23 protein-coding genes and 1 other RNA gene are annotated in these 25,360 nt (G+C 40.7%); 14 read left to right on the top strand and 10 right to left on the bottom strand.

Translation table 11 applies throughout. From position 1 onward, the window contains the following. Positions 1-3: 3 nt before the first annotated feature. The 3 genes from M9899_05620 (at position 4) to M9899_05610 (ending at position 4,002) form a co-directional block, all read left to right on the top strand. Positions 4-363 (top strand): zinc ribbon domain-containing protein YjdM, encoded by a 360-nt coding sequence (locus M9899_05620; GenBank protein MCO5113634.1) that lies wholly within the window; start codon positions 4-6, stop codon positions 361-363. Between the two features lie 32 nt (positions 364-395). Beyond that, complete coding sequence (locus tag M9899_05615) at positions 396-2,138, top strand: DEAD/DEAH box helicase (GenBank protein ID MCO5113633.1); 1,743 nt, start codon at positions 396-398, stop codon at positions 2,136-2,138. Positions 2,139-2,229: 91 nt separating this feature from the next. Beyond that, positions 2,230-4,002, top strand: a complete 1,773-nt coding sequence (locus M9899_05610) for an FUSC family protein (protein MCO5113632.1) — start codon at positions 2,230-2,232, stop codon at positions 4,000-4,002. Between the two features lie 177 nt (positions 4,003-4,179). Here the strand turns inward: M9899_05610 and M9899_05605 are convergent, their stop codons facing one another. The 5 genes from M9899_05605 to M9899_05585 form a co-directional block, all read right to left on the bottom strand. Then, positions 4,180-4,626 carry a hypothetical protein gene (locus tag M9899_05605; protein ID MCO5113631.1) on the bottom strand — a complete coding sequence of 149 codons (447 nt, stop codon included), beginning with the start codon at positions 4,624-4,626 and terminating at the stop codon, positions 4,180-4,182. Between the two features lie 68 nt (positions 4,627-4,694). After that, a complete protein-coding gene (locus M9899_05600) occupies positions 4,695-5,102 on the bottom strand; it encodes a hypothetical protein (protein ID MCO5113630.1) in 408 nt (135 codons plus the stop codon). Then, a complete protein-coding gene (locus tag M9899_05595; GenBank protein MCO5113629.1) occupies positions 5,099-7,015 on the bottom strand; it encodes a hypothetical protein in 1,917 nt (638 codons plus the stop codon). The genes M9899_05600 and M9899_05595 overlap by 4 nt, the downstream gene beginning before the upstream one ends. 165 nt (positions 7,016-7,180) lie before the next feature. Further along, positions 7,181-8,116: a hypothetical protein gene (locus tag M9899_05590; protein ID MCO5113628.1), complete on the bottom strand. Its 936-nt coding sequence runs from the start codon at positions 8,114-8,116 to the stop codon at positions 7,181-7,183. 11 nt (positions 8,117-8,127) lie between these two features. Next, a complete protein-coding gene (locus M9899_05585; protein MCO5113627.1) occupies positions 8,128-9,045 on the bottom strand; it encodes a type II secretion system GspH family protein in 918 nt (305 codons plus the stop codon). Between the two features lie 98 nt (positions 9,046-9,143). Between M9899_05585 and M9899_05580 the strand changes: the two genes are divergently transcribed. The 3 genes from M9899_05580 to M9899_05570 are packed head-to-tail and all read left to right on the top strand — an operon-like array spanning position 9,144 to position 12,832. Beyond that, entirely contained in the window at positions 9,144-9,833 is a 690-nt protein-coding gene (locus tag M9899_05580) for a hypothetical protein (GenBank protein MCO5113626.1), read from the top strand. 12 nt (positions 9,834-9,845) lie between these two features. After that, complete coding sequence (locus tag M9899_05575) at positions 9,846-12,107, top strand: methyltransferase (GenBank protein MCO5113625.1); 2,262 nt, start codon at positions 9,846-9,848, stop codon at positions 12,105-12,107. Further along, on the top strand, positions 12,104-12,832 hold the full coding sequence (locus M9899_05570) for a hypothetical protein (GenBank protein ID MCO5113624.1): 729 nt from the start codon (positions 12,104-12,106) through the stop codon (positions 12,830-12,832). The genes M9899_05575 and M9899_05570 overlap by 4 nt, the downstream gene beginning before the upstream one ends. A 34-nt stretch (positions 12,833-12,866) precedes the next feature. Here the strand turns inward: M9899_05570 and M9899_05565 are convergent, their stop codons facing one another. From M9899_05565 to M9899_05555, 3 genes are all read right to left on the bottom strand, one after another. Further along, a complete protein-coding gene (locus M9899_05565; protein ID MCO5113623.1) occupies positions 12,867-13,286 on the bottom strand; it encodes a hypothetical protein in 420 nt (139 codons plus the stop codon). 158 nt (positions 13,287-13,444) lie between these two features. Continuing rightward, entirely contained in the window at positions 13,445-14,365 is a 921-nt protein-coding gene (locus M9899_05560) for a TIGR02147 family protein (protein ID MCO5113622.1), read from the bottom strand. Continuing rightward, positions 14,362-15,489, bottom strand: coding sequence for a M48 family metallopeptidase (locus tag M9899_05555; protein ID MCO5113621.1), 1,128 nt, complete (start codon positions 15,487-15,489; stop codon positions 14,362-14,364). The genes M9899_05560 and M9899_05555 overlap by 4 nt, the downstream gene beginning before the upstream one ends. A 181-nt stretch (positions 15,490-15,670) precedes the next feature. Between M9899_05555 and ffs the strand changes: the two genes are divergently transcribed. The 7 genes from ffs to M9899_05520 all read left to right on the top strand — a co-directional run bounded on the left by ffs (position 15,671) and on the right by M9899_05520 (position 20,953). Then, an RNA gene (gene ffs, locus M9899_05550) (signal recognition particle sRNA small type) lies at positions 15,671-15,768 on the top strand. A gap of 85 nt (positions 15,769-15,853) precedes the next feature. Then, positions 15,854-17,797 (top strand): DNA polymerase III subunit gamma/tau, encoded by a 1,944-nt coding sequence (gene dnaX / locus M9899_05545; protein MCO5113620.1) that lies wholly within the window; start codon positions 15,854-15,856, stop codon positions 17,795-17,797. Then, positions 17,794-18,111, top strand: a complete 318-nt coding sequence (locus M9899_05540) for a YbaB/EbfC family nucleoid-associated protein (GenBank protein ID MCO5113619.1) — start codon at positions 17,794-17,796, stop codon at positions 18,109-18,111. Before dnaX ends, M9899_05540 begins: the two co-directional genes overlap by 4 nt. Positions 18,112-18,114: 3 nt before the next feature. Next, positions 18,115-18,729 carry a recombination mediator RecR gene (gene recR / locus M9899_05535; GenBank protein ID MCO5113618.1) on the top strand — a complete coding sequence of 205 codons (615 nt, stop codon included), beginning with the start codon at positions 18,115-18,117 and terminating at the stop codon, positions 18,727-18,729. 31 nt (positions 18,730-18,760) lie between these two features. Further along, positions 18,761-19,351 (top strand): ADP-ribosylation factor-like protein, encoded by a 591-nt coding sequence (locus M9899_05530; GenBank protein MCO5113617.1) that lies wholly within the window; start codon positions 18,761-18,763, stop codon positions 19,349-19,351. Positions 19,352-19,353: 2 nt separating this feature from the next. Then, positions 19,354-20,334: a quinolinate synthase NadA gene (nadA, locus tag M9899_05525; GenBank protein ID MCO5113616.1), complete on the top strand. Its 981-nt coding sequence runs from the start codon at positions 19,354-19,356 to the stop codon at positions 20,332-20,334. Between the two features lie 4 nt (positions 20,335-20,338). After that, positions 20,339-20,953, top strand: coding sequence for a 4'-phosphopantetheinyl transferase superfamily protein (locus M9899_05520; GenBank protein MCO5113615.1), 615 nt, complete (start codon positions 20,339-20,341; stop codon positions 20,951-20,953). A 133-nt stretch (positions 20,954-21,086) separates the two neighbouring features. Here the strand turns inward: M9899_05520 and M9899_05515 are convergent, their stop codons facing one another. After that, positions 21,087-22,010, bottom strand: coding sequence for a rod shape-determining protein (locus M9899_05515; protein MCO5113614.1), 924 nt, complete (start codon positions 22,008-22,010; stop codon positions 21,087-21,089). Next, positions 22,007-24,082, bottom strand: coding sequence for a polyphosphate kinase 1 (gene ppk1 / locus M9899_05510; protein MCO5113613.1), 2,076 nt, complete (start codon positions 24,080-24,082; stop codon positions 22,007-22,009). The genes M9899_05515 and ppk1 overlap by 4 nt, the downstream gene beginning before the upstream one ends. Before the next feature lie 165 nt (positions 24,083-24,247). On the opposite strand from ppk1, the gene M9899_05505 reads away from it, so the two are divergent. Then, entirely contained in the window at positions 24,248-25,345 is a 1,098-nt protein-coding gene (locus M9899_05505) for a homogentisate 1,2-dioxygenase (protein ID MCO5113612.1), read from the top strand. The last annotated feature ends 15 nt before the right edge of the window (positions 25,346-25,360 follow it).

Genomic DNA, 25,360 nt, shown 5'->3' with positions numbered 1-25,360 from the left:
TTCATGCGTACCGATCCGATTTGCCCACAGTGCAATTCACAGCATGTGTATATGGATGGCACATTATGGGTGTGTCCAGAATGTGCTTTTGAGTGGAGCCAACTCGATGCAGGTGAAGCAGACGTGGCTCCTTCCGCAGAGGACTCACTTGTAAGGGATGCCCATGGACAGACCTTAAATGAAGGTGACACGGTCATTGTATTAAAAGACCTCAAAATCAAAGGGGCCTCCTCTAGTGTAAAAGGGGGAACCAAAGTAAAGGGCATTCGCATCACAGATGGTGGGGATGGTCATAATATCAGTGCAAAGATTCCTGGGCTGGGAACGATAAATTTAAAATCAGAATTTGTGAAAAAAGCTTAATTCAGACTCAAAGTAATATATAATACCAGACTATGTATGAACTTCGCCCATACCAGCGTGAAGCGGTAGAAAATACGATCAATTATTTCAAAAAAAAACGCGATCCTGCGGTGATCGTGCTGCCCACAGGTGCGGGGAAAAGTCTGGTGATTGCAGAACTAGCAAGAATTGCCAGAGGCCGAGTGTTGGTTTTGGCCCATGTCAAAGAACTCGTTGAGCAAAATCACTTGAAATACGAAAGTTATGGTTTAGAAGCTGGCGTTTATTCAGCTGGTTTACATAAAAAAGATAAGGATCAAAAAGTCATTTTTGGTAGCATCCAGTCGGTAGCTAACGCACAGGATGGTTTTTTTGAAAACTTCACTCTTCTGGTCATTGATGAATGTCATCGTGTGGGTTTGGAGTCAGAATCACAATACTCCCAAGTGATTAAAAAATTACGTGAACGCAACAGAGGCCTTTGTGTTTTAGGATTAACTGCCACGCCTTATCGTTTGGGCACGGGGTGGATTTACAATTACAGTCACAAGGGTGTGATGAACACGGCGGAGCCTAGGTTTTTTAAACAGTGTGTGTTTGAGTTACCGTTGAAATATATGATTCAAAATAAATACCTCACACAACCCGTTAAAGTAGATATACCTGTGACGAGTTATGATTTTTCTGAGTTATTTGAAAGCGAGAAAGCTTATACTCAGGCGGATATAGAAGAAGTCTTAAGAAAACAACGACGACTCACGCCTTTAATTGTGAAGAACATTGTGGATATCACAGAGAGCTATCATAGACAGGGAGTGATGATCTTTAGTAGCACAGTGAAACATGCACAAGAAATTTTAGAGAGTCTTCCCAAAGGACAAGCTAGAATTGTAATCGGCGAGACGGAAAGCTCTGAACGTGATCAGATCATTGAGGATTTTAAAAATAAAAAATTTAAATATTTAGTGAATGTATCAGTTTTAACGACAGGGTTTGATGCCCCTCATGTCGATGTGATCGCAATCTTACGACCCACAGAATCCATAAGTTTGTATCAACAGATTATTGGACGGGGACTGCGTTTAGATCAATCTAAAAAAGACTGCTTTATTTTAGACTACACAGGCATGCAAATGGACATCTTTGCACCAGAGATCAATGACAAAAAGACCACAAAAGATTCTGTACCCGTGCAAGTGATGTGTCCTCAATGTGGCTTTGCAAACGACTTTTGGGGGAAAACAGACAATCAAGGACAGGTGTTAGAACATTATGGACGCAAATGTCGTGGGGGAGTTTTTGATCAGGACACCTACGAATTTAAACCCTGCGGGTATCGGTTTCGCTCAAAGATCTGCTACAACTGCGGAGAAGAGAACGACATCACGGCCCGTGCCTGTCATAAATGTAAGGCCGAGTTGGTGGACGCTGAAGCCAAATTAAAACAAGCTAGGCTTTCCAAATATGCTCATATTTTACAACCTGATTCTGTTGAGATGCTCGAAAGAACGGATAAAAATGGAAACCCCTATCTGGAAGTGCGTTACTATGATTTTGATGCCAAATATTTATCAGAAGTTCATTTTATTCATGGGCAAAATAATCTAAAAAAATTTAATATCAATTTTTTGCGTTCTCATATGAAACGCCCAGAACTGCGCCTTGACATACATTCTGTGGATGAGGTGATTGCAGCACAAAAGCACTTTAGGATGCCAGTGTATGTGATCGCTAGAAAGCAAGATAAATTTTGGAAGATCACTGAAAAGATTTTTGCTGAAGAGTTAAAGACTTAATGATGGGTCCAGTGGCTTTAAATTTAAAATATGATATAACTTCAATAGAGTAATGCACGCATTTTCATGTGTGGTCATCGTGAGGAACTAGATGTTGTTGGTGAGTCGAGTTTGGAGTTCTTGGGCCACTCCGCTTATTAGTGGTTTTACGGCTTTTGTGACCTACGCCTTTGCAATACAATTGGGACTTGCTTATCCTCTATGGGCTCCGATGACGGTTCTAATTATCTTACAACCGACCAAAGGAGCCTCTTATCATTTAGCTCTGCAAAGGCTTGCGGGAACCTTAGTGGGAGGAGTCTTTGCTGCGGCATTGACCAATTTAGGTATAGACGATTCTCCTGAAATCATCATTGTGCTGTTTACCACTATTATGGCTTTTTTCACTTTGTTTGCATGTATTGGGCGTGTGATCAATGGATATGCCTTTCAAGTGGCAGGGTTCACCACCATTGTCATTTATATGATCAGTTATAGGTACGACTTTGCAGAGGCTTCATCTGTTTCCACGATGAGAGTCCTAGAGACATTTATTGGTGTCTGTATTGGTTTGCTGAGTTTATTTTTAGTCAAAAGCCAAAGTGAACGCAAAACTTTACAAGAAGAATCGCAAAAGGCCATTGAAAGCGTTAGAGTTTGGGTGCGTAAAGTTTTACAAGAGGGAATATCCTTAGAGTCACGACGTCTAAATGCAGAAGCCATTTCCCAATTGAACTCGCTGAATGATTTAAGTTCTTATGCTTCATCTGAAAGATTTTTTATTGGTCGTATTCGCAAAAAGACACTGTATTTAATGGGGAATCTTTATACGATATTGTCTTTAACCCGTGCTTTGATCAATAAAGGAGATCTTACTTTTCCTGCACCCGATAGAACAGAAGAAGATTTTCCTGAATTAAAAAATATATTTCAAAAATTAGATCAACCCGCGCCGCATTTTGCTCTGAGTGAATCGCCCAATTGGAAAGGGGGAGGAATTGCCTTTCTGCGTGTGATCATCGCGGGTTTTCTAGCGGGTGTGATGTGGCAGCTTTCAGGTGTAGAGGCTGGGGCTACTTTCTTTTTGATTGCTTTAATCCATGTGGGAATGTTAGCCACTTCTCACCAGCCTATTGCGACTTATCGAGATGTGATTGCAGCTGAAATTTTATCTTTTTTTATTGTAGCTCCATTTATGTATTTTTATGGTGCACATGTCACTGTAGAGATTTGGGCTTTTTTCTTGCTGATCCTTCCAGGAATGTTATTCGTTTTTGTTCCTAAATTTGGGTATTTAAATATCAGGATTATGATTTACTCCATTGTGATGTATGCCATCTGTTCTAGACAAACAGGTTTTACAATGGAAGTGATCTTTTATGAATATTTTGCTTTCTTATTGGCACTTGTATTTGCTGTCATAATCACCATGATTTTTATGCCTCAAATGGCAAAAGAGCGTTATTCATTAGCGCGTAGGTATTTATTTTATGAACTGAGAAAAGTGACCTTGATTCAAACACCTTTAGATCCCAAATGGATGATGACCATGTACACTGATATTGAACGCATGTTGTTTTATGCTCAAGAGATAGGTAAGGACATTCCTACAATTTTAAATGAAGGACTTACCGTCATTGATATCAGTGTGGAAATATTGGAGTTAAGAAGTTTAGTCTCAAGGCTTCCTGTAGAAATGCGTAAACCCATTGCTATGGCTTTATCACAAGTGACAGACTTATCTTTAAGTATGGAAATACGAACAGAAGGCTTATTAAGTCTCATTCAAAAATATGATTCTGAATTTGATGCAAGGATAGCCAAGACTCTTCACAGTATTGTGAAAAAAATAAACGAGAACAGATCCTTTTTCACACAATCCTAAAAAACCCTATATATAATTTCTTTGTGATCATATATTTTGAAATCGCCTTTATTGTGAAGGTTATAGTCTATAAAATCCGACTTCCACTCTCTTTAATTTTGTGCAGGCTGCTTAAAAATAACGAGATGAATACTCCTGGCACTTTGTGTCTGCGTACGGAATTTGCACTAAATAATTTTAATGAAATCTGACATGAACATTGGCCGTTTGCAGTTCGTGCGGGTCACCTTCGACATCATTTCGAGCAAGACATACACTGGCGTTGATATAAGTGTTGTGAGCACTTGATGGAAAGACAAAGTACATTTTATAAATGTTATTCACAATAGGTTGAGGAGTCCCCCCAACAGTATTGACCACGGTAATGATACGATAATTTCCTAGATCGGCAAGAGAGCAAGGTAAGGATTCTGGTGGTTCGCCCACTTCATATCCAAAGGCATCAAAGGTTCCAGATTCCAGAGTTAAAGTGGCATTTGTAATAAATAGACGGGCCACGCCTGGAGGATTCCATTCTCCCCACCTCAATTGCCAGGACTCTCCAAAACCAATATCGGTGGTTCCCGTAATGCTTTTAACTCTTACGTCCTCTCCGATGGAATCTCCATCATTACTCGCTGTCATCTTTGAACAACCTGTGCAAAGTAAAAAGAAAGAAAGTAGGGTAGTATAAACTATAATCTTCATATCACTTATTTCTTCATCGAAGTTAATCGATCCAATTCATTTAACAGACCTAGAGCTCTTCCTGTATTGGCATAATCTTCTTTGCAGATAATCGCTTTAGCTGTGGTATTTTTTAAAGTGACATAGGTTGTACATTTGGCAATGGAGCTGGGTTTTCTGAATTGCCCGTCCCAAGCAATAGAGTTGACATAACTCTGTAGGCTTTTAGCCTGCATGGCGCTGAGTTTATTAAAGTGAGTCTTCTTGTTTTGTACAGATTTTAAAATATAGTGTTGTTTTGCAGGATTAAAAAGTAAATCGTATTTATGGTTGATATTTTTTTGATTAAACCTAACCTCAAATAAAGATGTGTTTTTAGCCCAGCAAGGAAGGCTCAGGCTTAAGGTAACAAGAGTCAGAATGATTTTAATCAATATGCACCTCCTGCATCGTCAGTTGTTTCTGTTCTAGGTGTTGGCGTTTCTGAAGGTGTCGTTGCTGAGTCTCCAGAAAGACTTAAATCTTTGATACCACATTGTTTGAAGTTAGTTTGGGAAGTACCACATCCCATGACCTGTGCGATCTTAGGATTACTGGCAAGGATACCGTTTACTCTGAACACCCCTTCAGGATGCTCTGCTTTGCAGTCTATGCCTTGGTGTGGTTCGTCACAGAAGGTACTGGCCATAGCCATCACAGCGGATCGTTGTTGGGCTTTTGGTAATTTTGAAATTTGGTGAGCCATAACTTCACTTGAAACAAAGTCTGCAATCACTTCATCCTCTTGATTTTTTTGCATACGGATGGAATCACGTCCTTTGTAACAGGCCAGAAGCTCACTAAATTCAGGTTTCATATCGTGGGCGTTGATTTGACTGATTTCGGGACCGATCTTGTGTCCAAGTTCATGGGCAAGAATTCCACTAAAAGCATAAGGATTACTATCCAGCAAACTTAAAAAGCCTGGAAAGATATTAACCTGTTCTGGCGAGCTTTTAGCACCTTGAGTGGATGAAGGATTATAGTAAGCATTTTTATGGGTGAAAAAACTTAAAGAAGGATCAGAAAAAAGTGAGGACGCATCGCTAGGGTCGGGTTCTCCTCCTCTGTGCGCCGTTGGGCTTAAAGAGTCTACCCCTTGTGCATTTCTACTATAAGCACTGGCGTTCGGGTTTTTAAGCCAGAAGAGTTCTAATTTATTGTACTGTTCAATGATTTTCGATTGTTTGGCTCTGTCATTGGTCAGTTGAGGAACGAGAGACTGAATATCAGCACGCAATAGGTTGAGAGACTCGTCAGCCACTTTTTTTCTGCGTTCACTGTACACAGAAGAAATTGTGGATTCAACATGGGTTCGTGTTCTTTGAACGTCACTGGCATAATTGGTGGCTATCTTTTTGGCTGAAGTAGCAATTGCTGTGTTGTAACTTTGACATTGCATTGTGAGAGTGAGTTCTTGTGATATGGTTTCTAAGCCTAGTGAACCGCCGCTGGACGTAGCTTCCTCATCTGTTGGGAGGTGGGTATAGAAAGGAGTTGTTGGGAAGTTTTTGGTGACAAAGGCTAAGGCTTTTTCTTCGTATCCTGGTGTGCCCTCGGTTCTGTAAAGCATAATGGCTTCTCGACGAATTCTTGTAAAATCGTTACATATTTTTGTCCACTCAGGATTCTTATTTGATTCCGTAGCAGAACGCATGCTGAGCATTGCACATCTGGAGGACAGTTCGTTTTCTAGAAAGTCAGGAATATTATTTTTGTAATATTGAATTAAAGTCTTTCGTTTTTGAGCATAGTCAGTTCGCACTTGTTGTCTGAGACGATTCAGCCGAGCACGAGAAGCAGGAGAATCGGGCGGGTTGGGATTGCATTCTGTGGAATCGGCAAATAAAGATCCTGCCATTTCTGCAAGCTGGGAGCCTTGTTGCCTCTCGTCGCTTACGCTACCACTAGGACTGAGAAGTAGATTTCGAGCTTCGGCCCACGCTTCTGGATCGATATTGGGATTTATTTTAATTCCAGCCTCTTGTAAACGTTTTTTAAGTCCATCATCAAAATTTTTATACCCTAATGTCTGTGCTGCTTTGTCTCGGTTTTGGTTTATGGTTTCCGAGGATTGGTCTTCTTGCTTTTCAGCTGCCTTGAGGTAAGGGTTATCTGGGGTACAGATAGAGCCATATAGGTCAGTACAAGCTTTTTGATTATTAGCATCTGAGAATTTGGCAGGTGGAAACTGACATAAAAAACAATAATTACCGCTGCTAGCAATGTCCCTTATGGGTTTTAAAGAGGTAGAGGTGGTTTCAGATGAATTGGTGTTTGAAAGCGAAGGCCAATAGGGTTTGCTCAAGTATAAACTTATCCCGCAAATACATAAAATGAGGGTGCTTAAAATAAAGTGTTTCATAATGATTTATTATCGGCTTAAATATTTGCAATATTAAGCCTTTACGGCAAAAAAACGAGATGAAAGTCGGGGGCTCAAACCCTCTCAAACTTAGATAGGGGATTATTTTTAATCCGTTGGCGGGTTCCATCGTTTGTTGTTACACCAGGTGCAAATCCATTTATCGAGCCCAGAGACTCGTCCTGCCCATGTGATGTCTGTATAAGGCCATGGACAGTTTGGCTTTTGGGGGTTACCTGGTAGTGCCACAGCAGGTGTGGTGTACACTTGCGGCCCTGGCCAACATAAATCGTTAGCTGGGTGGCACCTTAGTTCGGGCCAAGTGTTCATAAATGCGCTGGCATCATAAGCACCACCGCGAACTTCGCAGGCTTCAGCAACACTTTCAAGGCCATGGCAGGTGAAAATACGAAAGTTTGAATCTATATTTACAATCAATTCAATCCAGTGTTCAGGGTGAGAATTGCTCATGGTATTTAAGTAAAAAGAACTGAGTGTATTACGAAGTCTGGCGTTAAACTGAATGCGTACTTTATAAGTCCAGAAGTCACTGGAATATAGGAATGTACTTCCTGTAGGGCCATGGCTCACAGAGTGCTGGCGATCATATTGCAAAATTCTTAAAGGATGATCTACAGTGCTTCCGTCGTGACGTATGATATCGTTTTGGTATACAGAAAGCACAACCTCGGTGAGTTCAAAAAGATTGGAAACCTTTGTGCTTCCTGCTCGAACTTCTTCTCTTCCAGGCATAAGTTCTGGCACGCCCAAACCTATAACGAAGTTACGGTTTTGACTGTTGCGATTTACGCCACCAGTAGTGGAGATTCTTTGACCTCTTAATAAGGTTTCGCAGGTTTGAGCATCGTTAAGAAGTGCTCGCATACTGGTGACGAAGTCGATATAGGCCACCTTAGCCGCAGCCTTTCTTTGGTTGGCTAGGGCATGGCTAAAGAGGTCCATATACACAAAGACCATAATGCCCATGAGGGCCATGAAGATAAGCACAAAAATAATGGCCGAGCCGCGTGCATTTAAAGACATTAAGCTGGCCTCTAATTACACTGCATACACATGAAGTACTCAATAGTATTAGTCACTGTGTAAGAACACTTTTTACCACAACTAATATTGAAGGTCTGAGAATACATTCCTGTAGAGGTTCGTGTAGACTTTGCAGGACAGGTCGTGCTGCCTGTGATGGGGTTGACAGAACTAGGCATACATCCTGCGTAAGCGGGGCTACATTTTGAAATAAAGAATGAACCTTTCACAAAGCACTGCTCTTGCGGTAGACATCTTGATGTATTGTTAGGATCAATGCCCGCTCCGATTGTATTACACACATCCATACGAGTCATATTGATTTGGCAAGTTTGAATGACGTTAGAACGAACATATACAGGAACCTCTAAGGTACGTGGAGCTTCTGCGCGGTAGGCTGCGGTCTTTTGTCCAGTCTTTTGATCTCCAGGGGCTCGAACTTCTGTGGATAAAGTGACCACAGCGATCCGACGGTCGTACTCAATTCCGTTGGCCACGATCTTTGTGGTTTGGACGTCGGGTTTTGCATGAATGGTTAAGCCTTGAATTCTCACTTTGGCCGTGTCCGCACTTTCACCTGAAACAATGGCGCCTTTTTTAAGATCAACAGTCTTTGAACCTAGACCACTAAAGTTAGCCATTGTGAATTCAGTGGGTGATGCGTTTAATCGGGTTCCTTGCAGTAACGCTGTACAGGTCTGTTGGTCACCCAATAAAGATCCTGTAAGTGCACTGACAAAAGAAAAGGAGGCATTCTTGTCTTCAAAGGTCACTTGTGACTTTTGAAGTTGTACCACCGAGGTTGCGAAAAGCCCTGCAACAACAGACATGATGCCCATTGCGACAATGATTTCAATTAAACTAAAACCAGTGGATTGTTTTAAGACTTTAAACACATTTTTTTGTAGGAAAACGTACTTCTTTGACATGTGAATTTGACCTCATTTATATATCAATATACCATTATAGAATGAAAATTGATAAAGTAAAACTAATTGCAATCATTTTTGGTGCAATAATTATTTTTTTGCTGGTTAGCCGGAATAAGGCTTATCAATTTGATACTTCCAGCCCTACAAATGTCTCAAATCAAGAAACCAAAAACAAACAAAAAAATGTTAGTGATGAGGTTGTAGACGTAGTTCTAAATGATGATGTCAAACACTTGGTGCTTCATGGAAATCCGTCAAAAAACCCTATTACTGAGTCCGCACTTGATCGGCTTCAAGAGGCTAGTTACAAGTCTTTAAAAAAGTTTGAAAGCACTTCAAGGCTTTCGGTCTCTTTTGAAGACACACGTTTTTATTTTACAGACCTAGACCTAGAAGAGGATCGAATGATAGGGACATTCGGATTAAGTGGCCCTAGCGGTGAAAGTTTAGCTATGCTGGCTACGGACATGAATGTAAATGAACGTATGGTGAAAGAGTACATTAAAGACTATGCTGATGAATTTCCCAGCCTACGTAGAAAATCTGTGCAATGGGATGCCAAACCACAAACTTTTGGTGCCATTAAGGATTCTGGTTTAGCGGATGCCACCGTTTGGCGGGGATCGTCTCCCGATGGTCTAGTTCATGTGGCTGTTTGGATTCCTAGAGAGGATAAAAAAGGTCACTATGCTTTTATTTATTCGACTCCTAATGTGCAAGATCTGGAGAACGACGGGTTTTTTGATAATTTATATGCAAAGCTCAAGGCTTTGCCAGAACAATAGAAAGCATTTTCCATGACAACCATTTTATGCATCATGACCTTGCTCTTGGCATTTTTAGGAATGATGTATGAATACATTTTGGCTCACTATATTTCTAGTATAGTTGGAGGAGCCTACGTCATCCTGTTTGTTACGTTTTGTCTTTTTGCTTCGGCACTTGGTTTGGGTTCAGTGATTTATAATTTTATTTCTGACAGATTTAAAAATTTAAAATCTTTGGGTTACATTCAAGTGTTGATCACTTTGGTGGTGGTGTGTGTACCGCTATACTTTCGTGGCCTGAATTTTCTTTTTTTAGAACAAGGGTGGTCATATTTCTGGATTCTAGGTGGGGCATCTGTGCCCGTATTGATCCTGGGTTTGATTTCTGGGTTTGAGTTGCCACTGATGTTTCGTTTGGCCTCTGTCAATATCTCTCGATTGTTAGTTTGGGACTATGTAGGGATGTTTTTGGGTGTAATTCTGTTTCCTGCGATATTTGTATTAGGTTTGCATGTGCAAACAGTCTGTTACATTTTGGCATTTTTATCGTCTGCGATAGCTCTGACATGTTTTATATTTGATACAAAAGCTCAAAAATCAGAAAACAAAGTTTTCCCATTACACACAAGTTCATTCCATCAGATGCAGGTATCACAGACAGAACCTAGTGGTTCACATTTTTATTTAGGCCTCTTTTTTGTTTTTATCATGTCATTCTGTTCGTTTGCTTATCAAGGCTTATTAGGCAAAGTGGTGATTTCTATTATTGGTGACAGCTTTGCCTCCAGATCTTACGCCATAGGTTTTTTTATTTTAGGTATGGCTCTAGGGGCGTGGCGGGTAGAAAGGAAAGAGCGTCAGTCCCAAGAGGCTTTAAAGACAATTCTTAAAGTAGAAACGGCACTATGCGGACTTGCGGCATTGTTGCCAGTTTTACTTTACTTCATTGCGGGAAGCTGGTTTTTGGCCTTCGGTTTGAGTTCTGTATCTGAAAGCCAGTTGGTTTTTTATGGATCTTTATTCTTATCTTTGTTCCCTATGCTGGTAGGATTTTTTTCTGGAATGGAATTACCTTTAGTATTTCAGTGGTTGGGTTTAAATAATGAGCAACGTGAATCTTATTATTTGATTGCCGCTAATTACGTGGCGGCAATATTTTCAGGAGTGATAGTAGGATTTATTTTACCTAATTTTATTGGCTATAGTTTTAGTTTTTTGCTTGTGATTATGGTCAATCTTTTCGTTATCTTTGGAGTGCTGTTTCGCTTTCCAAATCTTAAGCGTCAAAGTTACAAAGTGTTAGTGGCTATCTTGGTATTTTGTGCTTTAAACGTCAAATTGGTATATCCTACACGTCAATTTTTTATTGAAACCTTTTACGCCAAAATGCACTTACAAAGTTTCTCTTTAGATAGCCTTAATACCACATTAAAAGCCATCAAACTAGCGGGAGAAGTCTTTCGTATCGAATCTTTTTTTCAAGACATTGATATGGTGGATGCCCAACAAAACTCTATAGAAGGGCGGGAGAAAATATTTTATTTATATTTAAATAAGCAGCCCCAATTCAATTCAGATACTATTACAAATTATCACCAAAGCATGTTATGGGCGAGCGCTTCTTTTCTTGAGCATAAGCCACAAAGCATACTGATTTTAGGTGGTGGAGATGGTCTGTTGGCGGCTGAAATACTGAAGTATTATCCTGATACGCCAGTTACTCTTGTAGAATTAGATGCGGCTATGGTTTCTGTGGCTCGACAAAATCCCAAAATCAATATTATGAATGAGGACGCTTTGTCTTCAGAGCAAGTAACTGTTTTACTGCAGGATGCTTACCAATACGTAAGAAGAACTGATCAAAGGTATGATTTAGTTTTTATAGATTTTCCTTATCCAGTAAGTATTGATATTTCTCGCTTGTACTCTCATGAGTTTTATACAGGTGTGAGAAGGGTGCTTACAGAAGAAGGTGTGTTGATTTTGGATGCTCCCATCATTACTCGCTACTATGGGCTTAACGAAAGTCAACTCGACCCTAATACGATTAAAATTTTAAATACCATTAAGGCTTCGGGTTTTAAAAATCCTTTTGTGTTTGGTCCCTACGATCCTTTCGTGGCTGTTAGTAAGAACAATCGCGAACTTATGTTTAAGGATGTCATTCGAGATCAGGTGCCAAATTCTGTATTTGTGAACTTGCATTCCCTAGAACACAATTTAACTGATCTGACATTTGATTCTAAAGGCGTGAACTATGTGCTTAAACCCACAATTTGGGGGATGGAATGAGAATAGGGTTGGGAATAATAGCCTTACTCGTGGTGATTTACGTTTTGCCTGCGCAAGCTATGAGTGTTTATAGTGTTTATGGTGAAAAGGACAACGCGTTTATTGTATCTTACAATCAGAGACTGCTAAAAGATTTTTTAAGTTACAACGAAGACTTTAGAAAGTGCCTACCAGTCTCTTTGGAAGAAAAAATCATAAAGGACATTTTGCCAAAACATACAGGCTGGGGTTTGATTTTAGCAGAAGGTTTGGCGTTCATTCCACATTTTGAAGTTTTTTATCGTTCAGTTTCTAAAGAAGCTAATCTTGAAAAAGGGATTAGAGTCGAAATCCCTCAAGGGTATGAGATCAAAATAGGGACACATCATGTGAAGGCCGCAAGCCAAGCTTTTGGGTTTGAAATTTATCTTAACCACAAAGGTCAATGTGTGGAAAATAAAATTCAAAAATTTATGGGGCATCTTCTTTTTGGGAATAATGAGCGCTTGGATATTCAAGCCAAAGTGTTTCCTGATGTTGATAAGTATCCTTTTTATGAATTTATAAAAGCAGAAATAGGTCACAAAAAGGATGGGAGTGTTGTTTTTCTTAGATCTTTTAATTTTTTATACTTAAACAGCAAAGTTCACTCTTACGTGGATCACCATCAAAAAGAATTTCAGCAATTTCTTTTGCGTTTGACTTGGAAAAGCCCTGACGAATTTACCGTGTATTTTCCGCAATAAAGCAATGACGTTTCAGTTAAGTCAATGTCTCTAGTTATTGAATCAAGAGTAAATGTCTTGTTTCTGCAGCACATTTAAATTGGTAGGATTTAATCTCTTCACCTGGTTTAGTGTTAGCCTGTATGATCGTGACTACTAATTTTTGCGGATTAAAGTAGGCAAGATAAGCAGAGCTGTTATTTTCAGTGAAATCGACAGATTTAAATTCGTAAACATGGTCTTCTTCAAGGCGGGAATAGGTTTGATATTCTAGCGTCTGTCGGTCTCGATAAAGTTCGTAGGAGTACATCACCCCAGAGGCGAAGTCGATTTCTAGGTGCCATTTGGAGTGCTTTTCATAAACACAAATGAATTTATTTGTTTCTTGTTCCATAGAATAAGAAACGGCATAGGCTTTTTGAACCGAAGAGTATAGCAAAACAATAAGGAATCCTAAGATCACTTGCAGGTGCATATTTAAATCTCCTCCGTAAAATTAAAAGCGCAACCCCATAGCGTGCTCACGTGAAGCCTTGTGATGGTGAAGCATTACAAGGTGTGTTATGGCTTAGAAGTGAGTTGATGACAATAATTCGCCTCCCTAAAAGCCAAGTCATGAAAATAATTCATGGTTTATAGGGCAGGAAGCTCTTTATTTACTTCTGGTGTGGCATTTTTTTTGGCTTGTTTGCGAGGAGTCTTCTCGGTGACGGGGAAGACTTGAAACTGCACTTGATACACACGATCCCCATGGTCTTTCTCTCTTAAAATCAAAAGGTCTTTGAGAAGGTTCTTGCGAAATTTTCGGATTTCAAATTTTACCATTTCAAACTCTTTCTGTGTCAGTGCGATAGAAAAGCTACCCAGATCGCGTTGGCTCGGATCATCAATAAATAGAGATTCTAAACCTAAGAATAACAAATCAGATTGAATCTGTTTAATGATCTCTAACGGGATATCATTAGAGAGTGGATTTTGTCCTTCGGTCTTTTGATAAAGATGGGTTTCAGGTGAGCTGCTATGGATGATCTGTAGAGTTTTTTCTTCGACCATTTCATCCAAACAATTTTGTAAATCTTGGATCTTACAACGATTCTTTAATAACTTTTGTAGGTCATTAAGTGAGTAAGCTCCACCCATGCCATCACAAATGGAATATACAATAACCTTAAGCCAGTGCGGAGATTTGAGCTCTTGCACATGTTCAGATCTATGCAGAGAAAGTTTTTGTAAAAAGTGATAACGCTCTTTGGGGGCTGTGGCTTGGTTGTATTTGACTAAACAGGAAAAATGCTCGGAATCTTTTTTAGAAAACCCAAGAGCTTTAGAGAATTTTTCGATCCCATCGTCAGAAAGGTTACGTTTATTTTCAATGACAAGCTTTAAATACTGTGGACTTTTCAAATTGGCGGCGGCGGCAAAGTCGGAATAGCTGTATTTTCTAAGTCCGATCTTTTGCGAACGTTTGTAGTTTAGAAAATCGGCTAAAAAGTCGCGGTAGTTGACGTAATTTGCAAGATGCGGAAAAGCAAGAGGAGTTGGATTTGTGGTCATAATTGATCTTCCTTGATGGGTGAAAGGGTTAAAGTCCTTATTGCATTGGAATCGACTAAAATTGGATTTTCGAGATACAGTTCTGACTCTGCGGCCAAGAAGTCGGCGTCGTACTGCTGGTGACGTAAGCTTTTCCGACAAAGGTCATATTGAGGACAAAACCTTTCCACCAGACTCCAAAATCGCGCGCTGTGGTCCTGGTGTTTCAAATGGGCTAACTCATGAATGATGATATAGTCCATCAGCTCAGGCGCATAGGCAATCAGTCGCCAATTGAAACTGATCTTTCCCTCACTAGAACAGCTTCCCCACCGTGTTTTCTGGTTTCTAAATGATAAATGTTTGGGAAAGAGGTTCATGGCCTCGGACCATTTTCTGGTGCGAGCATGAATTTCTAAAACAGCTTTCTCTTTGTAAAATTTTAAAAGGGCCTGTCGCAAGAGCATGGACTTCTCTTGCAGGGGTTTAGTGTCCCAAGTTTCAGGATAAAAATAGTGCAGCTGATCTAAGTCAAATTGGATCAAAGGGCGGTGCCCTGTAAAGGGCTCCAACTTTAAAAAGTAAGATTCGCCTAGGTAGGGAAAGGCCTGTCCAGTTTGCCATCTTAAGGCAGGTGCTCTTTGTCTGATCTTTTCGTATTCGTGATGTTTTTTTAAAACCCAGTCTTTATACTCTGAAACCTCTTGTTCAATCATGGTCAAAGGGCGATTTTTAGGTGCTGTGATGTGGAGTACGCCATTAGGTTTAAGACAAAAACGTAAATATCGTAAATAAGGTTTACGTTCGATGATCGTGGTAAAGCCAAGTATGAGTGGGGCATCTGCTGCTTGCTCAGTTTGGTTTTGGAATGCAGTTGATGAGGTGTCTGCATCTTGTCCTACGCTGTTTGGGTTTCTCTTTGTTGGTAGTATGTGCCCGTGTTCGTTTACATGGTGGGAAGAGGATGGTGAAGGCATAGGGAGAGGTGGCGGTGAAGGTTTTAAATACTTCAAAGGCCCTTCAAGGTTCTTACCTTTAAACTTCGCTAGGGGATCACGTTTTAAAAACTCGAACAGACTGAGCTGTATGTCTTTAAAGAATTCGCCTTGAGATGATTTTTTTTTAAGTGCGGCAGAGCGAGGCATAAGAACATTTTAGTCTGCTCTGAAGAAGGGTGCAAAACCAAAGGCAGGATAATGCGCTCGGTTTAAAAATTTATGTTGAATAAATAATCAGAGATTTCATGGAGATAATGCGTAGCAAAAAACGAATTTGGTCATTCTGCCTCAGCCTTGTTCTTTCGCCTTGTATCGTCTAGATTGCTCTTGCCAGGTCCCACGCAATAAAGTCTTGGCTAACCCCGTCAGGTCCGGAAGGAAGCAGCGGTCGCCTTGAATTTATGTGACGTGGGGTGCCTGGTATTTTTTTGTGCAAATATCGGGATTTATCTTTAGTGATGCGGCTTAATATCGTGCGCACAACAGACTTTTTAGGTATAACTTTACGTCTATGTCATATCAGGTGATCGCCCTTAAATGGAGGCCGCAAAACTTCCAAAATATGATAGGGCAAAAGCATATCAGCCAGACCCTACAAAATGCTCTGAAGTCAGGGCGTTTACCGCAGGCTATTCTTTTTACGGGACCTCGCGGAACGGGCAAAACCTCGACAGCTAGGATTTTGGCGAAGTCTTTGCGATGTTCTCACCTCAAGGATTTTGTTCCTTGTGGCACGTGCAGTGACTGTGTGGACATTTCTGCGGGTCGAAGTTTGGATGTGATCGAAATTGACGGAGCCAGTAACAATGGTGTGGATTCCATTCGTGAACTGCGTGACTCAGTCAGCTTTCGCCCCTCTTCTGGGGATAAAAAAGTTTACATCATCGACGAAGTGCACATGCTGTCTATCAGTGCCTTTAATGCCTTACTTAAAACTTTAGAAGAGCCACCAGATCATGTGGTTTTTATCTTAGCGACAACAGAGGTTCACAAAATCCCAAAGACCATTCTGTCGCGCTGTCATCGTTTTGATTTTCGTAAGATCTCCATTCAAGACATGGCAGAATATTTAGAAAGAATTTGCACCGAAGAGGGAGTGAGTTTTGAAAAAGAAGCTCTTTGGTCGATTGCTCGTCAAGGACAGGGGTCTGTGCGTGACAGTCTGAGCTTTTTAGATCAGGTCATCACTTACTCCAATAAGAATCTCACCTATGACAATGTCAGAGAGTCTTTGGGGCTTACGGACCGACGTTTGTTGACTCAGATTTTAGAGAGTGTAGTGGGTGGCTCGACAGACACAGTGATGGGCGCTTTGGAGAGCATTTTCAGTTCAGGTACGGATATCAATATCGTAGCCGAAGATGTATTAGAAGAATTTAAAAACTTATTGATTGTGAAGACATCAAAGGCTGCAAAAAATTATGTGGACCTGCCCGAAGCGGAAATAGAAATTCTGACTAAGTTGGCTCAAAACATTTCAGAGGCGCACATTCATTTGTTGTTTGATATGATGTTAAAGCTGACTCAAGACTTGTACCGTACTCAAGACCAAAAGACGGTCTTAGAGGTGGGTGTACTGAAACTGTGTTTATATAGACAAGTCGTTGATGTAGATAAAATGTTTTCAAGTCCCACGGGGCAGGCTTTAGGTGCGCCATCGGTATCAGGTGTGTCGTCACCTATGTCGACAGCGGTAGCCTCTGTCACTGAGGGTGGAACAGCATCAGGCAAGGTGACTTACCGTCAAGAGGCAGCGTTGAAGCTTAAAGTTGAGACTAAAAGAATCGCTTTAGCCTCTCAACCGCAGTCATCTGCACCCTCAGGATCTCCTCACGCTTCAAAAAAGCCCGCAAGGCCCAAAACGACATCTGTATCAAGAGTATTTGCAAATACTGAAATGACGGAGATGCCCAGACAGCACGAGGCTTACGCTCCAAAAGGACACATAGGTTCGGCTGTGGAAGTGACTAAAGGTGTGCAAACCATCATGCCTCAGGCGACAGAAGAGCAGAAGAAATGGAATGGCTTTGTTGAAAAGATTCAAAGATTGAATGTCAAAGTGGGGGAAGTTCTTAAGAACTGTCACTACCTTTTGTCTGAAGATTCCATCGAAATTTCTGCACCAGAAAAATTAACATTTATTCAAGAGGATATTGCAAAGGCTGAATTTCAAAAACTAGTCAGCAATTATGTGCGCACCTTCTTGGGTCCAAGTTATCAGTTTAAAATCATCGCCGACAGTGAATTGATAGCAAAGCAACAAGGACAGGTTGTGCCAACCCAACCGAAAGAGTCATCTGTTACGGTGAGTACATTGGCTAAAGAGACCGCTGAGTTAAAGCGCAAACAGGAAGAGGCCATTCGACGTCAAGTGGAAGAGAGTGAAGTGGTCCAAAATCTAAAAAAGACATTTAAGAATGTAGAAATCATATCAGTGAAGGAGTATGAATCATGAAAGGTTTCGGTGGAATGCAGCAGCTTATGAAACAGGCTAATCAACTGCAAAATCGCATGAAGAAGCTACAAGAGGAATTTGCGACTAAAGAATTTTCGGCCACGTCAGGCGGCGGAGCTGTTGAAGTGATTGTCAGTGGCAATAGTCTGGTCAAAGAAGTTAAGATCAACAAAGATGTTTTTGAAGCAGGTGATGCAGAGATGCTTCAAGACATGATTGTCAGCGCCACGAATGAAGCCTTAAAAACCGCTAAAGATGAATATCAAAAGGCATCTGATAAACTGACTGGTGGCTTAAGCATTCCAGGAATGTAGTTCATGTCTTTAAAAGTTCCATCTTTGCAGAAACTCATTCAAGAATTGGCAAAACTTCCTGGTGTAGGCCCTAAATCTGCACAAAGGATGGCTATTAGTTTTTTAAAGTTTAACGATGAAGAGATTGGGTCTTTACGTGAGGCCTTAAAGGACATCAAAGAAAAGATCCATCTTTGCTCTCATTGTTACGCTTATACGGAAGAGGACCTGTGCTACTATTGCCAGCAGCCTGACCGCCAGAAAAATTTAATATGTGTCGTAGAAAGTCCTATGGACATTGATCGTATCGAGTCCAGTGGTGTTTTTAATGGCTCTTACCATGTTTTGCATGGAGTGATTGCTCCACTGGAAGGCATTGGACCTGAGCAAATTAAAATTGCGGAATTATTATTCAAAGTTTCTGATTTGATGGATCAGGGAGAAAAAGACCTTGAGGTGATCTTGGCTTTAGACGCCGACCTTGAGGGAGACACAACGTCTTTGTATTTATCTAAAGAGTTGGTTAAAAGAGGAGCTAAGGTTTCACGTTTAGCACAAGGGGTACCCATCGGTGGTGACTTAGACTTTGTCGACCATCGAACTTTAGGACGAGCTTTGCAAAACCGTATTCGCTACTAAGTGGAACATTAGAAAAGGGTAAAATACAACGATGTCATTTGTAAACTTGAACACAAAAGAGATTCACTGCAAGATCGTGTACTACGGTCCGTCTCTTTCTGGCAAAACCACAAATATGCAGTGGATCTATCAGGAGATTCAAGGCAAAAATAAATCGGAACTTTTTACGCTTCCTACATCCACAGAACGGACTTTGTTTTTTGACTTTCTTCCTATAGAGATCGGAACCATTCGTGGTTATAAGTTGCGCCTGCATCTTTATACGGTCCCAGGACAGGTGGTTTATGAGGCCAGTCGTCGTTTGATCCTTAAGGGCCTAGATGGAGTCATTTTTGTGGCAGACTCTCAGGCTGAGCGTATGGAAGAAAATATGGCTTCCATGCAAAGCTTACAGAAGAATTTGGCTCAACAAGGGGTGGACATTCGTAAAGTTCCCATGGTCATCCAATACAATAAGCGTGACCTTCCCACGGCAGAAGATTTACGAGAACTTAAATTGAAGTTAAATAAATATGGTTGCCCTGATTTCGAAGCACAAGCCCATATTGGGGTTGGGGTTTTTGAATCTTTAAAAACAGTTTCAAAATCTATTATCGCTTCTTTAAAAAGTGGACGGATATAGGGATGGCACTTAAAACCGAACTCGTTGCAGAAATAAATGAACTTCGGGAAAAACATAATGCGGCCATTTTATGCCACTACTATGAAGAGGGCGACATTCAAGACATTGCTGATCATATTGGGGACAGCCTTTTTCTGGCACAGATAGGAAAAAAAATAGACAATCCTGTTGTAGTTATGGCGGGTGTGACCTTTATGGCAGAAAGCGTGAAGCTGCTGTCTCCAGAAAAGGCTGTACTCGTGCCAGATATGAATGCGGGATGCTCTCTTGTAGACTCCTCCCCTTATAAAGACTATCAAAAGTGGCGTGAAGATCATCCTGAAGCCATTTGTGTGTCTTATGTGAATTGCAGTGCTGAGGTGAAAGCCCTAAGTGATGTAGTGTGCACTTCAAGTAATGCAGAAAAAATCATTGCGGCTATTCCCAAAGACCGCCAAATTTTATTTGGCCCTGACCGTAACTTAGGTGGCTACTTACAAAGAAAAACAGGGCGAGACATGGTTTTGTGGCCTGGGACTTGTCAGGTGCATGTGCTTTTTTCAGCGCAAAAACTTTTTGAACTTAAAGCTGAACATCCCGACGCTCTTGTGCTGGCACATCCAGAGTGTGATGAGCAAGTGCTGTTGCATGCAGATGTGATTGGTTCTACATCACGCATTTTACAAGAGGTAAAAAATAATCCCAACGGGAAGTTCATTATTGCCACTGAGGTGGGAATCTTTCACGAGATGCAAAAGCAAAGCCCACAGGCAGAACTGATCCAAGCCCCTTTTCAAGGCCATTGCGCGTGCAATGAATGTCCTTATATGAAACTCAACACTTTAGAAAAAATTAGAAATTGCCTGCGCGATTTAAAGCCGCAGATTGCAATCAAACCTGAACTCTACGAGTTGGCTTTGCTTTCTTTAGATCGGATGATGAAGATCACAGATGGAAAACCCGTGACCTGGCCAGAGAGATTTATATCTCCAAATTTAAGGTAAGATCATGGAAGTGTCAGAAGTCACAGAGATGTTTTGCAAATGGATCACAGAGACCCAAGACCCCAGTTTGTCCTTAAAAATTGAAAGGAAATGGAGTTCTATTTATACAGATAATCGTTTGTTATTGCGAAAAGACTTATATAAACGTTTTCAGCATCCTGCTTTATTGAACCTTGATGAAGTGCCTAAAAATTTAGGTCAAAATGTGTCCATCAGTCATTGCCCTGTGTATGGGGGCTATGTGGTGAGTGATCGCCCAATTGGGTTTGATCTCGAGCAGTGGAAACGTGTCAGTCATCCTCTAGTCAAACGCACCTGCGATGAAACAGAGCTGGCATTACTGGAAGACTATATCGAAGATCGTGCGATCTTTTGGAGTACCAAAGAGTCTGCGTACAAGGCTCTAAGAAAGACTGAAGGACAAATCACCGAAATTAAACTTAAAACCATAGAGAAGATCACGTCCTTAGAAATTTCAAATCAAGAGGTGCATCTCAGCGAAGGGGTATTTTACTATAAGGTTTTAAGCCACTATAAAAAACAGGCCATTAAAACTTTTGCCTTTATGGATCAGCAGCATGATTTAGTAGGCGCGATCAGCTACCCCACAACACTCTAAGGCCTGAGTTTCTAGCACCAGAATAAATATCTGAATAATATCCCGAGTGTAATCGAGAAGATGGAGAATACTGGTCAGAAATTTCTGAATTAGTATTGCCAATGCAAAATATGGAATATCTGAGGGAAGATGTTTAGGATTTAAGTAAGCGATGCTTAATCAAAAGTTCGTCGATGATTCCATGATTTAAACTGATTTTGGGAACGATCACTTCGCTAGCGGGCCAGTAGTGCATAAGCCGTTGGATGATCAAAAGAGCAGGAATCACCAAAGAAGAGTGTTCGTGTTTAATTTTTAAAACCTTGGCATAAGAATGAAGATGAATATCCATAAGCATGCCAATAAGCACTGGGACCTCTTCTCTTTTGATTGCGGCCTCATTGGGTTTATCTAGGAGTACGGATTTCACTCTTTGGATGCGTCTAAAATTTCCTCCAGTACCTAAAATAATACAATTGCCTTTTGGGCGAGGGGAATCAATAAAGATCTCATCAATCAAATCTAACTGTTTGAAATAATCTCGAGTTAACTGTCCAGATAGGATATCGTTAATAAACCTTAAGGTTCCTACGTTAACGCTTTTAGAAAAAGTCAGCTTACCTTCAGAGAGAATAGAAATTTCTAAACTTCCTCCGCCAATGTCCATAAGCAAAGTGGATTTGTTATTAGGGATCAGGTTTCTTCTTAAGAGACTTTGGCAGATGATGCGAGCTTCTTCGGAACCATCAATAATATCGACCTTAAGTCCAAATTCTCGTTTGATTTCTTGTGCAATGGCTTTTCCATTTTTAGCATCTCGAAAGGCGCTGGTCGCATTTATTTTGTAATCAGAGACTTTGTACTGGTAAAAGTAGTTTTTTATCTCCTTAAATACTAAAAATAGCTGCTGTTTTTTTTCGTCGCTGATGTATCCAGTTTGAAAAACATCTGTGCCCAGACGAAGGGAAAACCGTTTTTTGATGATAAGGTTCTGTTTGTCATTTGAGTCGAGCATCTTGTCTTTGACTAGAACGGCTCTAATGGCATTAGAACCTATATCAATGGCAGCTAAAATCATGCGTCTCCTTGGTTGCCGTAAAGTTCAGAGTATAAACGTTTAAGTTCCAATTGAAAATTAACAGCGCGTTTTTTGTCGCGACGAATACGAGAGTATTGTCCGTTGGGTTTCATCTCCCAGCTTTGCGTGTTGTCGGCAAAGGTCAGTTCTAAAACTTGATGGCAGATTTTTTTAAGTTCTAGAGGTTCGATGGGCGTGAGCACTTCGACTCGGCGATCAAAGTTTCGGGTCATCCAATCGGCAGAGCCAATATAATACAGTCCCTCAATGTCATGCTTTTGGCCATTACGAAAGTGGTAGATTCGAGAATGTTCCAAGAATTGGTCCACGACAGAAATAATACGAATATTTTTTTTCACGCGTTCATCTTCGGGTTTTAAAACACAGATGCTTCTTACGGCCAGGTTGATCTTCACACCTTGTGAGGCGGCAAAGTATAGAGCCTCAGAGATCTTTTTATCTTCTAGATTATTCAGTTTTACAGTGATCCCTGCGGGCAGACCTTTTTTATGGTTCGCAATTTCGTTTTGAATGAGAGCTAGAATTTGTGTACGAAGATTAAATGGAGCCACTAAAAGTTTATTAAATTTTTGTGGCTCTGTTTTACCCGTAAGATAATTAAAAACCTGAACAACATCATCTGTAATGGCAGGCCGTGAAGTCATCAGACCGATATCAGTATAAAAGGCAGAGGTGACGGCGTTGTAATTCCCACTGCCAATATGGGCGTAACATTTTAATCCTTGTGGCACTTTTCGGGTGACCAGTGCAATTTTACAATGGGTTTTAAGTCCCACCATACCATAAATGATATGAGCTCCAGCATCTTCAAGTTTATTGGCCCAACTGATGTTATTGGCCTCATCAAAACGAGCTTTAAGTTCAATCACGCACACGACTTCTTTACCGTTTTCAGTGGCATTGATCAGAGCTTTGACCAGACGACTGTCTTTGTTGGTTCGATATAAAGAAAGTTTAATTCCAATAACATCAGGGTCTTGAGCGGCTTCAATAATAAAACGCTCCACCGTATGGGTGTAGTTTTCGTAAGGGTGGTGGAGTAAAATGTCCCCTTCATCAATCAATTTAAACAGGCCACCAGAAAAACTGGGTTGATTTTTAAATTGCTGAGGTATGAGTGGAGTCCATGGAGGAAACTTCAGGTTGGCTTTTCCTTCTTCATAAATATGGTCCAGCTCTTGAAAGTTGATCAAAGGGGATTGCATATAATAAATGTCCAAATCGTTCACTTCCAATTCGGATTTCAAAACATTTAAAATCCATGGATCAGGGTGAGGTTCACATTCTAATTTGACTGTGTGTCCAAAGCGTCTTTCTTTAAGCTCTTCAGAGATCATTTCTAAAATGTCAGTGGCCTCTTCCTCTTCGCGTTCAAACTCTATATTTCGAGTGACTCGAAAAAATAATGTCGATTCAATTTTTGACATGGGAAAGAGTGCTGAGATCAACTCTCTTATGATTTCATTTACATGAATCCAATGCTGTCCATTTTTTCTAGGTACAGGAAAAAAATCTGGCAGCATGGTGGGCACCTTCACACGAGCAAAGGTATGGGTGTTGGTGCTGGGGTGATAAAGTTTAAAGGCCATAGATGTTGTAAGGCTTGAGATATGAGGGAAGGGGTGCCCTGGATCTACAGCAAGTGGAGTGAGTGCGGGTAAAATGTGAGTTTCAAAGTAACGGGTAAATCCTTCGCGTTCAGTTTGGTTGAGGTCTGACCATTTCAAAAACTCGACGCGCTCTTTTTTTAGCTCTGGAACAAGGTCTTTGGTAAAGCATGTGCTGGCTCGGTCAAAGAGTTTTTGGACCATGCTATGAATGTCTTGGTAAAGGTTGGTTTTGTCTTTATCTTTATGGTACATGGCCTCGGCTCTGGGGATAGAGATGCGTTTCATAAAGAATTCGTCGAGATTGGAATGAAAGATTCCTAAAAAGCGAAGACGCTCAAGCAGAGGAATTTTAGAGTCCTCGGCCTGTTGCAGCACGCGGTCGTTGAAGTAGAGCCAAGCCAGTTCACGATTTAAAAAAGATGGGGAGTCAAAGTTTTCCATGTTCTTATAAAGAGTTATCTTAGAGGGCATGGAAGAGCAAAGAAAAACTGAGTCCTTATAAAAAATCCAACAATATCATGACTTTACCTATAGGCTAGGGCGGGCTGGCGGCTTGTTCTTTGCCAGATTCTATGATTAAAAAGAAGGATCAAAAAGGGGTGAAGTATGCATCATTATTTCCAAGGGCGACCTACAAAACAGGCCCATAAAGCCATTCCAGAAGGGCATTTTGAAGAAGAGCAAGGATTGAAAGGTTTTTTTGGTTTGGTTTCACATTTGATTCGCAAAAAACCAAGCACGAGATGGGTCAACATCAATGGCCCCTTAAAACCGAGAATGTTTGACACTTGTGAACTCAAAGCCGCAAACAAGTGGCATCGCATGTTTTATAACCAAGCTATGACCATTTACTTCACCAAACTGGAGCCAGGATTTTTTGAAAGTGCATTTAGAAATGCCGATGGAGACACTATTTATTTTTGCCATGAAGGTGAAGGCGAAGTCTGGACTGAGTATGGTTTATTAAATTATGAAAAGGGGACTTACATTGTTGTTCCTAAATGTCTGACCCACTACTTTGTTCCTCAAAGGGCCACCCAGTTTTTAATCATTGAAAGTCGTAACAGCCACTACGAGGAGCCTGCGCGTGGGATCACAGGCCGAAATGCTCTTTATGATTCACAAGCGATCATTAAACCTGATCTAGATAAGTTGCATCACTCGTTAGAGTCTTCAAAAAGAGATGTTTTGAAAATCCAAGTGAAACACAGTGATGAACTCACGGAGTTTGAATACACCGAAGGTATTTTTGATATTGTAGGTTGGAAAGGAGATTTATTCCCTTATACCTTAAGCATGAATGACATTATGCCCTTGATGAGCCATCGTGCGCATTTGCCACCCAGTGCTCACTCTACATTTGTAGCGCGTGATTTTATTGTATGCTCTTTCTTGCCTCGTCCACTTGAGACAGATCAAGATGCTCTAAAGGTTCCTTTTTATCATCAGAACATCGACTATGATGAAATTTTATTTTATCACGATGGTGATTTTTTCAGTCGTGATAATCTACATGCAGGAATGTTAAGCTTTCACCCCGCAGGTTTTCCTCACGGACCTCATCCTAAAGCCCGTAAAAATATTGATGGCAAAACAGAGACCAATGAATATGCGGTGATGATTGATTCACGTTGGCCCCTTAAACGTGACGATCAGATGAGCGGCATTGAGGTGACGAACTACTGGAAGTCTTGGATAGAATAGGAAAGGCCTTAAAAT

This window comes from Pseudobdellovibrionaceae bacterium, from assembly GCA_023954155.1.
Taxonomy (GTDB): Bacteria; Bdellovibrionota; Bdellovibrionia; order Bdellovibrionales; family UBA1609; genus JAMLIO01.
The sequence above is the reverse complement of the archived record's forward strand: the minus strand, read 5'-3'. Positions and strand labels throughout refer to the sequence as shown.